The organism is Marinobacter sp. ST-43, assembly GCF_030541085.1.
GTDB lineage: Bacteria > Pseudomonadota > Gammaproteobacteria > Pseudomonadales > Oleiphilaceae > Marinobacter > Marinobacter nauticus.
Genome location: NZ_JASSVO010000002.1, coordinates 39,703 through 52,373, shown reverse-complemented (window position 1 = coordinate 52,373; position 12,671 = coordinate 39,703). Strand labels below are relative to the sequence as shown.

Here is a 12,671-nt window from a genome sequence, read left to right as displayed (position 1 = left end):
CCATGATTCCCTACGGTAAGCAGGATATTAACCAGGCGGATATCGATGCAGTACTGGAGGTGCTGAAGTCAGACTTCCTGACTCAAGGCCCGATGGTGCCGAGATTCGAGCAGTCTGTAGCCCAGCATGTCGGCGCTAACCACGCTTTGGCAGTTAACAGTGCCACTTCAGCGTTGCACATTGCCTGCCTGGCATTGGGCCTGGGGGAGGGCGACTGGCTATGGACCTCGCCTGTTACCTTTGTAGCCTCCGCTAACTGCGGGTTGTATTGCGGTGCCAGGGTCGATTTCGTGGATATCGACCCAAAAACCTACAACCTGTGCCCGGTTGCGCTTAAGAAAAAGCTCGAGCAGGCAAAGCAGGAAGACCGTTTGCCGAAAGTGGTGGTGGCGGTTCACTTGTGCGGCCAGCCCTGCAACATGGAAGCGATTGGTACCCTCGCGAAAGAGTACGGCTTCAAGGTAATTGAAGACGCATCCCACGCGATTGGTGGCAAATACCAGGGCGAGTTCATTGGCAACTGCCGTTACAGTGACATAACCGTATTTAGCTTCCACCCGGTCAAGATTGTGACCACTGCTGAAGGCGGTATGGCGGTAACGAACGATGCTGAGTTAGCGGAAAAGATGAACCTGCTGCGCAGCCACGGCATTACCCGAGACCCAGCCTTGATGACCCATGAACCTGACGGGCCCTGGTATTATCAGCAAGTGGATCTGGGCTTCAATTACCGGATGACCGAATTGCAGGCAGCACTGGGTGTAAGCCAGATGCAGCGGCTGGATGCCTTTGTCGCCCGCAGGCACGACTTGGCAGAACGGTATAACCAACTGCTGGCGGATTTGCCTATCGTGCTGCCCTGGCAGCACCCGGACAGCTATTCCGGCCTGCACCTTTACGTTATTCGCCTGAAGCTGGACAGTATTTCCAGAACTCATAGAGAGGTGTTTGAATCTTTACGGGCACAGGGCATAGGCGTAAACCTGCACTACATCCCGGTGCACACGCAGCCTTTCTATACAGCGATGGGGTTTCAGGCTGACGACTTCCCCCAATCCATGGCCTACTACCGGGAAGCCATCAGCCTGCCAATGTTTCAGGGCCTGACCGACGATCAGCAAGACGAAGTGGTTTCGGCGCTTCGCAATGCGCTGGCGGGAGAGTGATAGTGAGTGCTGTAGCAATCATTCCCGCTCGCGGCGGCAGCAAGCGCATTCCGCGCAAAAACATCAAAGAGTTCTGCGGCAAGCCGATGATTGCCTGGTCTATTGAGGCCGCGATGGAAAGCGGCTGTTTTGACCGGGTGATCGTTTCCACGGATGACGAAGACATTGCAGCTGTTGCCAGGCAACACGGGGCTGAAACTCCCTTCATGCGCCCGGCCCAACTTTCGGACGACTACACCGGAACCATTCCTGTTATCCGGCATGCGGTTGAATGGTTGGCCGATAATGGCTACGCGGTGACCCAAGCTTGCTGTATCTACGCTACAGCTCCCTTTGTCGCTCCGGAAGATCTTAAAAGGGGCCAGCAACTGCTGAACAGCGAAGCCTGCAGCTATGCCTTTTCGGTAACCAGCTACGCCTTCCCCATCCAGCGTGCCATTCGCATCACCGGTGGCGGGCGAGTAGCCATGTTTAATCCGGAACACTTCGGAACTCGATCCCAGGATCTTGAAGAAGCCTGGCACGATGCCGGCCAGTTCTACTGGGGAACCGCCCAGGCCTGGACGCAAGAGCGCCCGATCTTCTCAGAGGATGCAGCCCCCGTAACGCTACCGAGGCACCGGGTTCAGGATATCGATACCCCGGAAGACTGGGTACGAGCCGAGTGGCTGTTTAAAGCCATGCAAGAGCAGGGCGCCCAATAATGCGGATCGCCTTCCGGGCAGATGCCTCCGTTCAAATAGGCACCGGCCACGTTATGCGCTGCCTTACCCTTGCGGATGCGCTGCGCGCTCAAGGGCATGAATGCCTCTTTATATGCCGGGATCACCCGGGAAACCTCTCTGAAGTGATTGCCCTGCGCGGGTTTGAGCTCCATCTGCTGAGTCAGGAGACGGAAGCCTTACGCAGTACTGGTAGCAAAGATGCTGCTACCCCCGAGCACGCCCAGTGGTTGGGGGTGCCGTGGCAGCAAGATGCAGAGGAAACCCTTAACGCACTGAACGGCGAAAAAACCGATTGGTTGGTGGTAGATCACTACTCCCTTGATGCGCGCTGGGAACGCCGCGTAGCCGCTCAGGTGAACAACATCATGGTGATTGATGACCTTGCTGACCGGCCCCATGAATGCCAATTGCTGTTAGATCAAAACCTGGGCAGAGAGGCTCAGGACTATGATGGCTTGATTCCAGAAGCCTGTACCCGCCTCATCGGCCCTCACTACGCACTTCTAAGGCCGGAATTTGCCGAACTTCGGGAAGCCAGCCTCGAACGTAGGAAAACTCCTAAACTCGAACGCATCTTGATTACACTGGGTGGTGTGGACCAGAACAACGTAACCGGCCAAGTGTTGGATGCACTAGCGCAGAGCTCATTGCCACCGGAAACTGAGCTGGACATAGTGATGGGGGCATCAGCTCCGGCCCTTGAAACGGTTCGCCAGCAATCGGAAGCATTGCCGTTCCGGAGCAGCGTAAGCGTGAATGTTTCGGATATGGCGGAACGGATGTACATGGCGGACCTTTGCATTGGTGCTGCCGGAAGTACCTCATGGGAGCGTTGTTGTCTGGGATTGCCGTCGATTATGGTGGTACTAGCCGAAAACCAGCGAGAAATCGGCCATGCGTTGGAGCTTAGCGGAGCCGCCTATCTGCTCGACAAAGAAGAGCTACCCGGGCGCTTGGGACCGTTGCTTGATAGGTTGCGCATGTCCAGCAGCTCCATGGTCGAGCTATCAGGCCGTGCAAATGCTATCTGCGATGGTGGGGGGAGCACTCGGTTAGTTAAGGAATTAAGCAGGAACGAAATGCGATGAATATCACGATACTGTGCAGCAGCCCAGAGCACCCGGTGAACACTTACCTGGAGCAATGGGCTGATGCAAAACGAGGGCAGCACCAGATACATCTGGTGCGAGAACGCAGTGAGTTGCCTGGTGGGGATATTCTGTTTCTCGTTTCCTGTTCCGAGTTGATCAAAGCTGAGCACCGGGCTATGTATGAGCACACGCTGGTGTTGCACGCGAGCGATCTACCGAAAGGGCGAGGCTGGAGCCCGCATATCTGGGAGATTGTAAATGGCGCTGACGCCATCATGCTCAGCCTTCTTGAAGCTGAAGATCGGGTGGACAGCGGTAAAATATGGTTGAAACGAGCGATACCGATCGAAAAAACCGATCTATGGTACGACGTAAACCATATGCTGTTTCAAACAGAGATTGATTTAATGAACGAAGCTGTTGAAGGCTTTGGGCAAATACAACCCCAGCCTCAGGATGCGAGCATTGCTCCCACCTATTACGAGCGCCGAACGCCAATGCACAGCGAACTGGACCCTCACAGAAGTATTGCCGAACAGTTCGACCTGATGAGGATGTGCGATCCTGAACGTTACCCCGCCTGGTTTGAACACCGTGGCCAGAAATACAAGATTAGTCTGGAGAAAGTAGACCATGAAGAAAATTGAAATCGCTGGTCGTCCCATTGGTAATGAATACGAGCCGTACATCATTGCTGAAATGTCTGCCAACCATAACGGCAACATCGAAACGGCGTTCCGGATTATTGAAGAGGCCAAGAAAGCCGGCGCAGACGCCGTTAAAATTCAGACCTACACTCCGGATACCATCACACTGAATTCCGACCTGCCGGATTTCCAGATCAAAGGTGGGTTGTGGGATGGCAAAACCCTGTATGAGCTATACGAGTGGGCCCACACTCCTTGGGAGTGGCACAAGCCTATGTTCGAGCATGCTCGCAAACTGGGCATCACCATGTTCAGTTCACCCTTCGACACCACCGCAGTAGACCTTCTGGAGGACCTGAACGCGCCCGCCTATAAGATTGCATCCTTCGAAGCCATCGATCTTCCCCTGATCCGCTATGTTGCCGCTACTGGCAAGCCAATGATCATCTCTACCGGTATGGCGGACGCTGAAGAAATTGAAGAAGCCATCGCCGCGGCTAGAGAGGGCGGTTGCAAGGAACTGGCTATTCTGCATTGTGTGAGTGGCTATCCGGCACCTGCTGAGGACTACAACCTGCGAACCATACCAGACATGATGGATCGCTTTGGTTTGGTGACAGGGCTATCTGACCATACGTTGGACAACACTACAGCGATAGCAAGTGTGGTTTTGGGGGCATCACTGGTTGAAAAGCACTTCACTTTGGATCGAAATGGTGGAGGGCCGGATGATAGCTTTTCATTGGAGCCCGCAGATCTTTCTGCACTTGCAAGGGACAGCAAAACCGCATGGAAGTCTTTGGGATGCGTAGATTACGGTCGTAAATCCAGCGAGCAAGGAAATGTTCAGTTTAGGCGTTCTCTTTATTTCACGAAGAATCTGAGTCCTGGCGAGGTAATTAAGAGGGACTCAGTCCGCAGTATCCGACCAGGTTACGGTATTTCGCCTAAATATCTCGATCAGATAATTGGGAAAAAGCTAAAAGTTAAAGTAAGCGCACAAACTCCGGTTTTAAAGGAGCATTTAGATATTGGGGAGTGTTCTGAGTAGGTGAAATTTCAGACTACCTGATATCTAGATAAAGGCAGTTTAGAATTCTAGAAGACGTTTTAGAAAATGTTTGACGGTGGGGGGGTGATGCGCCAAAACTACTTGAATTCAATGTCATTTTGCTCATGGATATTATGCCACTCCCTGGTTTACTAGTTCTTTATATTGAATGCATTATTATTGAGTCTTGTTAAGAGAAATTTGATGCTAGGGGTGGCATGAAGAATATACTACTTTTAACCGAAAATAGAGAGGAATTTCAGGACTGTATTGCTCTATTTGCTCAGCTAGGTATTCAGAGCTTTATTTATGCTGGAAGCAATGTTCAGCGTACTGAGTGTATAAAGCTTAGTGAGTCTGCAGGGATTAATTGTTATTTTATAAGTCAAGATAGAAAAGGAGCGATATCTAAGGTTATCTTTCTTATTTCTGTCATTCGAAAGCACCAACCTGATTTTATTATGGTTGGTGCTCAAATTATTTATCATCGAGTCGCCCTCCTGCTAAAGCCAAAAAAAACTAAGTTAATTGTTTATAATAGAGGGCTGCTATGCGATATAGGATCCTCACCTATTTGGTCCTTCCGATTGTTAGAGAAGATGCCGAAATTTTTAAGAGAGCTTCGGTTTCTGAATCCATTTTCTGCCGATTATTCACTAGTTATTGGTCCCGCGAATAAGGCGATGTTAGAAAGCTATTCAGTAAAAAACATCTATAGTGTCGGTCTCTATTATAATAAAAATTTCTCTGATTCCTCGGGCACCCCAAGTGGCTGGATCACAAGAAAGAAACGTATTCTTGTTGTCGCTACTCAAGCATACAATACGCATGGTCTTGCTCACATGCACGAGAATCAAATAAATTTGATCAAGAAGTTAGCTTGTTCGCCATATTTTGACGATTACCAGGTAATAATTAAAAAACATCCTCGTGATGAGTTTTGTTACGAAAAACATTTTCAGGATCTGATAATAAGCTCGGAAAACGCCAAGGAGTTCATTTGCACTGCTTTACAATACTACCGACAAGGCTTTGACATTTTTCTTCTGAGCCCCCCTTCAACATTTTTGATCGAGTGGGTGAACTCGGGGCTTTCTGCATTTATCTATCGAGATCAGGAGGTGAATTTTCTATACCAAAATGTACTGAAGAGTGTAAAGAAAAAGAGCCCGGTAAACGAGTCCTTGGCGGATGCTCTTTTTGAAATTGGCGTTGATGCTTTTGAGGTAAATGGTTCAGTGATGTCAAATTTATATAGTGAAGAGGACGTGGGTAAACTAAGGGCTCGGCTATTTGAATGATAATTTATAGTTTTGCCGTACTGCTCTTTCTACTTATTTTAATTTACATTCCGTACAGGTTCGTTTTTGATAGGCCTGTATTTTACGCTCTACTTCTCCCAATTTACTCATTATCTTGGCAGACAGTTTCTGTTTTAGTGGTCGAGTATGGGTTTTATATAACTGAGCAAAAACTAGTTTCATTCCAAACTGGTGCTGCGTTAAGGACGCTCATTTCGCACGCAATTTTTATTCTATTTTTTTGTTTTTTGAGTGTGCGCCGTAGTCGACTAATAATGATCTCCCATAATAATTCCTCATTTGGTAATCGTGTTTCATTGTTTATCATGGGCTGGGTGGCTTTTGGCCTTCTGATTAGCTACCTGAATGCAGTGCTGTCGCCATCTCCATTATTTAGTGGGAATATTACGCGCTTTAATTATATGGAAAATTCTGCAATGCCATGGTTGAAATATTTGACTTCAGAGCGTTTTTTTTATGCATTTTTTCTAATTGGTTCGCTCTATTCATTCTTTAGCATTTCTAGCTATAAATTTAAAAGTCTAGCCTTTTTTTTCTATTTGGCGTTATTGGTGTATTTGTTCCTGGCTGGTGAGAAGTTTACGGGCCCAGTGTTAGGGAGTTTGGTGTTCTTTATCTTCGTCTTTTCTGCGCATAGCTTAATAGGCTGGCGTCGTAAGGATATAATAGTTTTTAGGCGTTTTATTATCTTTTTTTGCAGTTTAATTTTTTTATATGTTTTGTATTCCTACGTATATAAATATGAATTAGGACAGGCACTTGGATCTCCTTTATTAGGACTTCTGTATCGTGGCTTTGTGTTGCAAGGGCACACGCAATGGGGAGTTGATCTGTTATTTGCTCAGGGTGATTTAGGTGGGGGAAGTTTATGGAAGGAGCACAATTTTTCCGGAATGTCCATTGCAATGCACGCAATTGCTCCCCCAGAAGTATTGCAAGCATTTAGTCAAGTTAATAACGCGTCCTTTTCCTCAGCGTATCCTGGTGTAGTTTTATATAGTTTCGGGTGGTTCGGAGTTATCGTAATACAGCTATTCTTTGCCTTTACTTATTTCGTTTTCTCCAGTATTTTTTCATGGGCGATTTCAAGAAGATATATTTTGTCAAGTGTGCTTTCAATGCAGTGTCTGTTTGTGTTTTTTTACGTGTATAACATGGGTAACTTTAATGCATTCTGGTCATTAAAATTTCTGATCGCTTCTTTTGGCTTGTTTTTTATTATCTTTCTGCGCTCTTTTCAATCGCATGGTGGTTTTAAAAATGTATGAATTCTCTGTTTTAATGTCTGTGTATCGAGGTGATTCCGCCGAACACTTCCTTGAGGCTGCTGAGAGTATTTTAAATCAAACCCTTCCGCCCCTTGAAGTTGTGATTGTTCAGGATGGTCCGGTCCCTTCTCTGCTAGAAGGGGCGATTAGCGATTTATCGAATCGGTTTGAGAAGGTTAAGGTCATCAAGCTTACTGAGAATGTTGGTCTTGCTAAAGCCCTGAACGTTGGTCTTGAGCATTGCAAGTTTGAAATGGTTGCAAGAATGGATGCGGATGATATTTCATTGGAGAATAGGTTCGAGTCTATGATTCCAAAATTTTTGGGGAGGCGCGATCTGTCTTTGATGGGAGGGCAGCACATAGTGTTCGACTCAAACATGAGCATTAGCGAAGGTGTTAGGCGCGTGCCAACGGAGTTTGAGGATATCGTAAAGTTTTCTAGGCTTCGCACCCCTATAAATCACCCTACTATCGTGTTTCGAAAGGCAGATGTTCTTGAGGTTGGTGGATATCCTGAAAACGTTGGCCGTTTTGAGGATTGGGGCTTATGTTTGGCTCTTTTCGCCAAAGGGAAAAAAATTGTAAATTCTAATGATGTTGTTTTACATGTTAGGGGCGGTGGCGATATGATGGCGCGTAGGAGTGGTTTTAAATACATGCTTGAAGAGGTACGCGCATTAAATCAGATGAGAAGGAATGGTTTTATTAGTTTGTTTTGGTTTTCTTTTAATGTTGTGGTTCGCTCTCCTTTGAGGTTTTTGTCGTCGGATATGATAAAAGTCTTTTATAATCGGGTTCTTAGAGCTTGATTCTTCGTTTGAGCTAATTAATATTTTTTTCGATAGGGACTTATTCGGTGAAGGTTGCTGTAATTTTTGGTGGAAATGGTTTTATTGGCAGTTTTTTTGCGAAGCATTTGGTTGAAGAAAAAAAGTTTAGTAAAGTTTATATTTTCGATTGTGAAAGCCTTTCTTCAAAGGATTCCTCTTTTCGCCGAGCTTTGTTGCACTCTCCACGCTCTATTACTCAAGTGATTGGGGACGTTCGTTCATCGATCGATTGGCGTCCGAAAGAACATGTAAACCTCATTGCAAACTTCGCTGCTGTTCACCGAGAGCCTGGTCATGAGGGTTATGAGTATTACGAGACAAATTTGCGGGGTGCTGAAAATGTTTGTGCTTGGGCAGAGAAAGTGGGATGTAATAACTTGATTTTTACCAGCTCGATTGCGCCCTATGGTCCGAGTGAAAGCCCGAAGGATGAGGAATCTCTGCCCGTTCCCATTAGTGCTTATGGTTGTTCCAAGCTTGTTGCGGAGGAGATACACCAGAAGTGGTTGGCTGCCGACGCAGACAATCGACACTTGGTGATTGTGCGACCCGGCGTAGTGTTTGGCCCGGGAGAGGGAGGAAATGTCTCTCGGTTGATTAAAGCGGTTTTGAATCGTTACTTCTTTTATATGGGCAATCAAGACACCAGGAAAGCTGGAACCTATGTGAAAGAGCTTTGTGCGGCCATATCGTGGGTATTAGAAAGGCAGATTGCCGAGGGGGAAAATTTTTCGTTGTTTAATATGAGTATGAACCCAGGCCCTTCTATCAAAGACTATGTGGCTGCGGTTGCCAGCGTCTCGAACATGAAAGTTTGGGTTCCGACGGTGCCTTATGGCTTACTACTGATGATCGCATACGGAATTGATACCTTTGCCAGACCTTTTGGGATCAAGCACCCATTTAGTCCGGTTCGCATACGAAAACTCGTCCGTTCCAACAACATTGAACCTCGCTTTTTGATGGACAACGGCTACGAGTATCGCTATTCGCTTGAGTCTGCTTTTGCAGACTGGCGTAAAGAATGCCCCGAAGAGTGGTAGTGTAAACATCTGTGTTTCGGTTGCATCGTTGATTAGAGTTTTCTGGCGGCCGAGCAGTTGCGGTTAGCGAGTGAGGATGGCGCCCAGATTATTCTGGAACCAATGGGGCGCAGTACCGCGCCCGCAATTGCGCTTGCTGCGCTGCAGTCTGTTGCCGGGGGAGAGGACGATATGCTCCTCGTTCTGGCGGCGGATCATTTGATTGCCGACGCGGCGGCATTCCGAGATACAGTTTCTCGGGCGTTGCCTCTTGCTGAGGCTGGTAAATTGGGTACCTTCGGGATTGTTCCCGGAAAAGCCGAAACTGGTTACGGTTACATTCAGAAAGGCGCAGCGCTGGATACCGGCGGTTTTGTTGTTAAGCGTTTCGTCGAAAAGCCAGATTACGGCACGGCTCAAAGCTACCTTGAATCCGGTGATTATCTCTGGAACAGCGGAATGTTTCTTTTCAAAGCCAACCGTTACCTGGAAGAGCTGGAACGTTTCCGTCCCGATATTCTTGACGCCTGTCGGACTGCTTTAGAGAGTTCCGCAAAGGACTTGCACTTTACTCGAGTCGACCGTGGGGCTTTTGCAGCTTGCCCTGAGGAGTCTGTGGACTACGCGGTGATGGAAAAGACATCTTCTGCGGCGGTTGTGCCCATGGATGCCGGTTGGAGTGATATTGGATCTTGGTCTGCATTGTGGGAGGTTTCAGCCAAAGACGAATCTGGTAACGCGGTTTCCGGAGATGTGATCCAACAGAATAGCTCGGGGTGTCTGGTGCGGGCCGATCATCGCTTGGTAGCGACAGTCGGTGTAGTGGATCTGGTTGTTGTTGAAACCAAGGATGCGGTTCTCGTTGCCCACAAAGATCGAGTTCAGGATGTTAAAAAAGTCGTCAGCCAGATTGAGGCGGATGGTCGCCATGAACACTTGAATCATCGGGAAGTCTATCGCCCGTGGGGTGTTTACGATTCCATTGATAATGGTCACCGTTACCAGGTAAAGCGTATAACTGTGAAGCCGGGCGCCAAGCTTTCGGTGCAAATGCACCATCACCGGGCTGAGCATTGGATTGTAGTTAGTGGTACTGCGAAGGTGACGAATGGGGAGAAAACCTATTTGGTCACAGAAAACCAGTCTACCTACATTCCTGTCGGTCAAGTTCATGCGCTTGAGAACCCGGGGGTTGTGGACCTTGAGTTAATTGAGGTGCAATCTGGTTCGTACCTGGGAGGATGACATTGTGAGATTTGAGGATAAGTACGGCAGGGCCTGATTGATACTCGCGCGGAATTTACATGTTACGTGATCGTTACTGAAAAAGTCGTGCTGTTGGCGTAAACTTGCGCCAATCTCCGAGCAAACGGGCTTTCGTGCGGAGCGAAGGCCCGTTTCTGTTTTTTTGTTTGTAAAATTTCTAGGGTCGTACGATGAAGAAGGCGTTGATTACCGGTGTTACCGGCCAGGATGGTTCCTACCTTGCAGAGTTTTTGCTTGAAAAGGGCTACGAGGTGCACGGCATCAAGCGCAGGGCCTCGTTGTTCAATACCCAGCGGGTAGATCATATCTATCAGGATCCTCACACTGATAATCAGCGATTTGTGTTGCATTACGGTGACCTTACAGATTCTTCCAACCTCACGCGCATTTTGCAGGAAGTTCAGCCAGACGAGGTGTATAACCTGGGCGCGCAGTCCCACGTGGCGGTCAGCTTTGAGTCGCCGGAATACACCGCAGATGTAGATGCCATGGGCACCCTGCGCCTGTTAGAGGCCATTCGTTTGCTGGGGTTGGAGAAGAAAACCCGCTTCTATCAGGCCTCCACCTCTGAGCTTTATGGCCTGGTACAGGAAATTCCCCAAAAAGAGACCACGCCGTTTTACCCTCGTTCGCCTTATGCCGTTGCCAAGCTCTATGCTTACTGGATTACCGTGAATTATCGGGAAGCCTACGGCATGTATGCCTGTAATGGTGTGTTGTTCAATCACGAGTCGCCCCGGCGCGGTGAAACCTTTGTTACCCGTAAGATCACCCGTGGCCTGGCGAATATCGCTCAGGGGCTTGAGGGCTGTTTGTACATGGGCAATCTGGATGCACTCCGGGATTGGGGGCATGCCAAGGATTATGTGCGCATGCAGTGGATGATGTTGCAGCAGGATCAGCCCGAGGATTTTGTCATCGCGACGGGCGTTCAGTATTCGGTTCGGGAGTTTATTAAGTGGTCTGCGGCGGAGCTGGGTATTGAGCTTCGTTTCGATGGTGAGGGTGTGGATGAGATTGGCGTAGTTGTAGCGGTGTCTGGTGATGCAGCGCCAGCAGTGAAGCCGGGCGACGTGATTGTGAAGGTGGATCCCCGCTATTTCCGACCAGCCGAGGTGGAAACCTTGTTGGGAGACCCAACCAAAGCGAAGGAGAAGCTGGGGTGGGTGCCGGAGATTACTGTGCAGGAGATGTGCGCCGAGATGGTTCAGGAAGACCTGCAGGCGGCGAAGCGCCACGCCTTACTCAAGGCCCATGGCCATGATGTTCCGGTATCGGTGGAGAACTAAGATGGCAGAACTGCGCAATCAGAAGGTATTTGTGGCTGGCCATCGTGGCATGGTGGGCTCGGCGATTGTTCGCCGTTTGGAGTCCTTGGGATACTCCAACATCCTGACTGCGGGCAGGGATCAATTGAACCTGTTGGACCAGGCAGCAGTACATGCCTGGTTTGCCGAGCATCAGCCGGAGCAGGTGTATATCGCAGCGGCCAAGGTGGGCGGTATTCACGCCAATAACACCTACCCGGCGGAATTCATCTATGAAAACCTGATGATCGAAGCCAACCTGATTCATGCCGCTCACCAGGCCGGTGTGCAGAAGGTGTTGTTTCTCGGGTCGTCTTGCATTTACCCGAAGTTCGCCGAACAGCCCATGCGTGAAGACGCTTTGCTAACGGGTATTCTTGAGCCCACTAATGAGCCCTACGCAATTGCCAAAATTGCCGGTATCAAACTTTGCGAAAGCTATAACCGCCAATATGGACGGGACTACCGCAGCGTGATGCCCACCAACCTGTACGGCCCGAATGACAACTTCCACCCTGAAAACAGCCACGTGATTCCGGCGTTGTTGCGGCGGTTTCATGAAGCGGTTAAGGCCGGCGATGAGGAAGTGGTTATCTGGGGTAGTGGCAAGCCTATGCGTGAGTTTTTGCACGTGGATGACATGGCTGCGGCCAGTGTGCACGTGATGGAGCTGGACTACGAAACCTATGCCCAAAACACCGAGCCAATGCTTTCCCATATTAACGTAGGTACTGGTGTGGATTGCACCATTCGAGAACTGGCAGAGACGGTTGCCAGGGTAACCGGATTCTCTGGAAGGCTGGTTTTTGACAGCAGCAAACCGGATGGCACGCCGAGGAAGTTAATGGATGTGAGCCGGTTGAAGGCGTTGGGGTGGCATGCATCGATTGCCCTTGAAGAAGGGTTGCGTGGTAGCTACGAGTGGTTCTTGCAGCATGAATCGGCTGTTCGAGGCTAACGGAGGCACCAAAAGC

The 12,671-nt window shown here is 49.0% G+C and carries 11 protein-coding genes and 1 pseudogene; all 12 read left to right on the top strand.

Features of this window, described 5'->3' with window-relative positions; all coding sequences use genetic code 11:
• The first annotated feature begins 2 nt into the window (after window positions 1-2).
• Window positions 3-1,166: a UDP-4-amino-4,6-dideoxy-N-acetyl-beta-L-altrosamine transaminase gene (pseC, locus tag QPL98_RS04450; protein WP_303292780.1), complete on the top strand. Its 1,164-nt coding sequence runs from the start codon at window positions 3-5 to the stop codon at window positions 1,164-1,166.
• Complete coding sequence (gene pseF, locus QPL98_RS04445; RefSeq protein ID WP_303292779.1) at window positions 1,163-1,870, top strand: pseudaminic acid cytidylyltransferase; 708 nt, start codon at window positions 1,163-1,165, stop codon at window positions 1,868-1,870. Before pseC ends, pseF begins: the two co-directional genes overlap by 4 nt.
• Entirely contained in the window at window positions 1,870-2,979 is a 1,110-nt protein-coding gene (pseG, locus tag QPL98_RS04440) for a UDP-2,4-diacetamido-2,4,6-trideoxy-beta-L-altropyranose hydrolase (protein WP_303292778.1), read from the top strand. The genes pseF and pseG overlap by 1 nt, the downstream gene beginning before the upstream one ends.
• A complete protein-coding gene (locus QPL98_RS04435; RefSeq protein ID WP_303292777.1) occupies window positions 2,976-3,629 on the top strand; it encodes a formyltransferase family protein in 654 nt (217 codons plus the stop codon). The genes pseG and QPL98_RS04435 overlap by 4 nt, the downstream gene beginning before the upstream one ends.
• Window positions 3,616-4,680, top strand: a complete 1,065-nt coding sequence (pseI, locus tag QPL98_RS04430) for a pseudaminic acid synthase (RefSeq protein WP_303292776.1) — start codon at window positions 3,616-3,618, stop codon at window positions 4,678-4,680. The genes QPL98_RS04435 and pseI overlap by 14 nt, the downstream gene beginning before the upstream one ends.
• Before the next feature lie 218 nt (window positions 4,681-4,898).
• The gene (locus QPL98_RS04425; RefSeq protein WP_303292775.1) at window positions 4,899-5,981 is read left to right on the top strand and encodes a hypothetical protein; all 1,083 of its coding nucleotides are present in this window, start codon (window positions 4,899-4,901) and stop codon (window positions 5,979-5,981) included.
• A 275-nt stretch (window positions 5,982-6,256) separates the two neighbouring features.
• Complete coding sequence (locus QPL98_RS04420; RefSeq protein ID WP_303292774.1) at window positions 6,257-7,270, top strand: DUF6418 domain-containing protein; 1,014 nt, start codon at window positions 6,257-6,259, stop codon at window positions 7,268-7,270.
• The gene (locus QPL98_RS04415) at window positions 7,263-8,081 is read left to right on the top strand and encodes a glycosyltransferase (RefSeq protein ID WP_303292773.1); all 819 of its coding nucleotides are present in this window, start codon (window positions 7,263-7,265) and stop codon (window positions 8,079-8,081) included. The genes QPL98_RS04420 and QPL98_RS04415 overlap by 8 nt, the downstream gene beginning before the upstream one ends.
• 47 nt (window positions 8,082-8,128) lie before the next feature.
• Window positions 8,129-9,145: an NAD(P)-dependent oxidoreductase gene (locus tag QPL98_RS04410; protein WP_303292772.1), complete on the top strand. Its 1,017-nt coding sequence runs from the start codon at window positions 8,129-8,131 to the stop codon at window positions 9,143-9,145.
• A 39-nt stretch (window positions 9,146-9,184) separates the two neighbouring features.
• Window positions 9,185-10,406: pseudogene (locus QPL98_RS04405) on the top strand (mannose-1-phosphate guanylyltransferase/mannose-6-phosphate isomerase); the annotation flags it as partial.
• A gap of 154 nt (window positions 10,407-10,560) precedes the next feature.
• Window positions 10,561-11,679: a GDP-mannose 4,6-dehydratase gene (gmd, locus tag QPL98_RS04400; RefSeq protein WP_303292771.1), complete on the top strand. Its 1,119-nt coding sequence runs from the start codon at window positions 10,561-10,563 to the stop codon at window positions 11,677-11,679.
• Window position 11,680: 1 nt separating this feature from the next.
• The gene (locus tag QPL98_RS04395) at window positions 11,681-12,655 is read left to right on the top strand and encodes a GDP-L-fucose synthase (protein ID WP_303292770.1); all 975 of its coding nucleotides are present in this window, start codon (window positions 11,681-11,683) and stop codon (window positions 12,653-12,655) included.
• The last annotated feature ends 16 nt before the right edge of the window (window positions 12,656-12,671 follow it).

Coding starts and splice junctions, on each gene's coding strand:
- QPL98_RS04435 (WP_303292777.1), top strand. CDS start 2,976: ATGAATATCACGATACTGTGCAGCAGCCCAGAGCACCCGGTGAACACT.
- QPL98_RS04425 (WP_303292775.1), top strand. CDS start 4,899: ATGAAGAATATACTACTTTTAACCGAAAATAGAGAGGAATTTCAGGAC.
- QPL98_RS04415 (WP_303292773.1), top strand. CDS start 7,263: ATGTATGAATTCTCTGTTTTAATGTCTGTGTATCGAGGTGATTCCGCC.
- pseI (WP_303292776.1), top strand. CDS start 3,616: ATGAAGAAAATTGAAATCGCTGGTCGTCCCATTGGTAATGAATACGAG.
- pseG (WP_303292778.1), top strand. CDS start 1,870: ATGCGGATCGCCTTCCGGGCAGATGCCTCCGTTCAAATAGGCACCGGC.
- pseC (WP_303292780.1), top strand. CDS start 3: ATGATTCCCTACGGTAAGCAGGATATTAACCAGGCGGATATCGATGCA.
- QPL98_RS04395 (WP_303292770.1), top strand. CDS start 11,681: ATGGCAGAACTGCGCAATCAGAAGGTATTTGTGGCTGGCCATCGTGGC.
- QPL98_RS04420 (WP_303292774.1), top strand. CDS start 6,257: ATGATCTCCCATAATAATTCCTCATTTGGTAATCGTGTTTCATTGTTT.
- gmd (WP_303292771.1), top strand. CDS start 10,561: ATGAAGAAGGCGTTGATTACCGGTGTTACCGGCCAGGATGGTTCCTAC.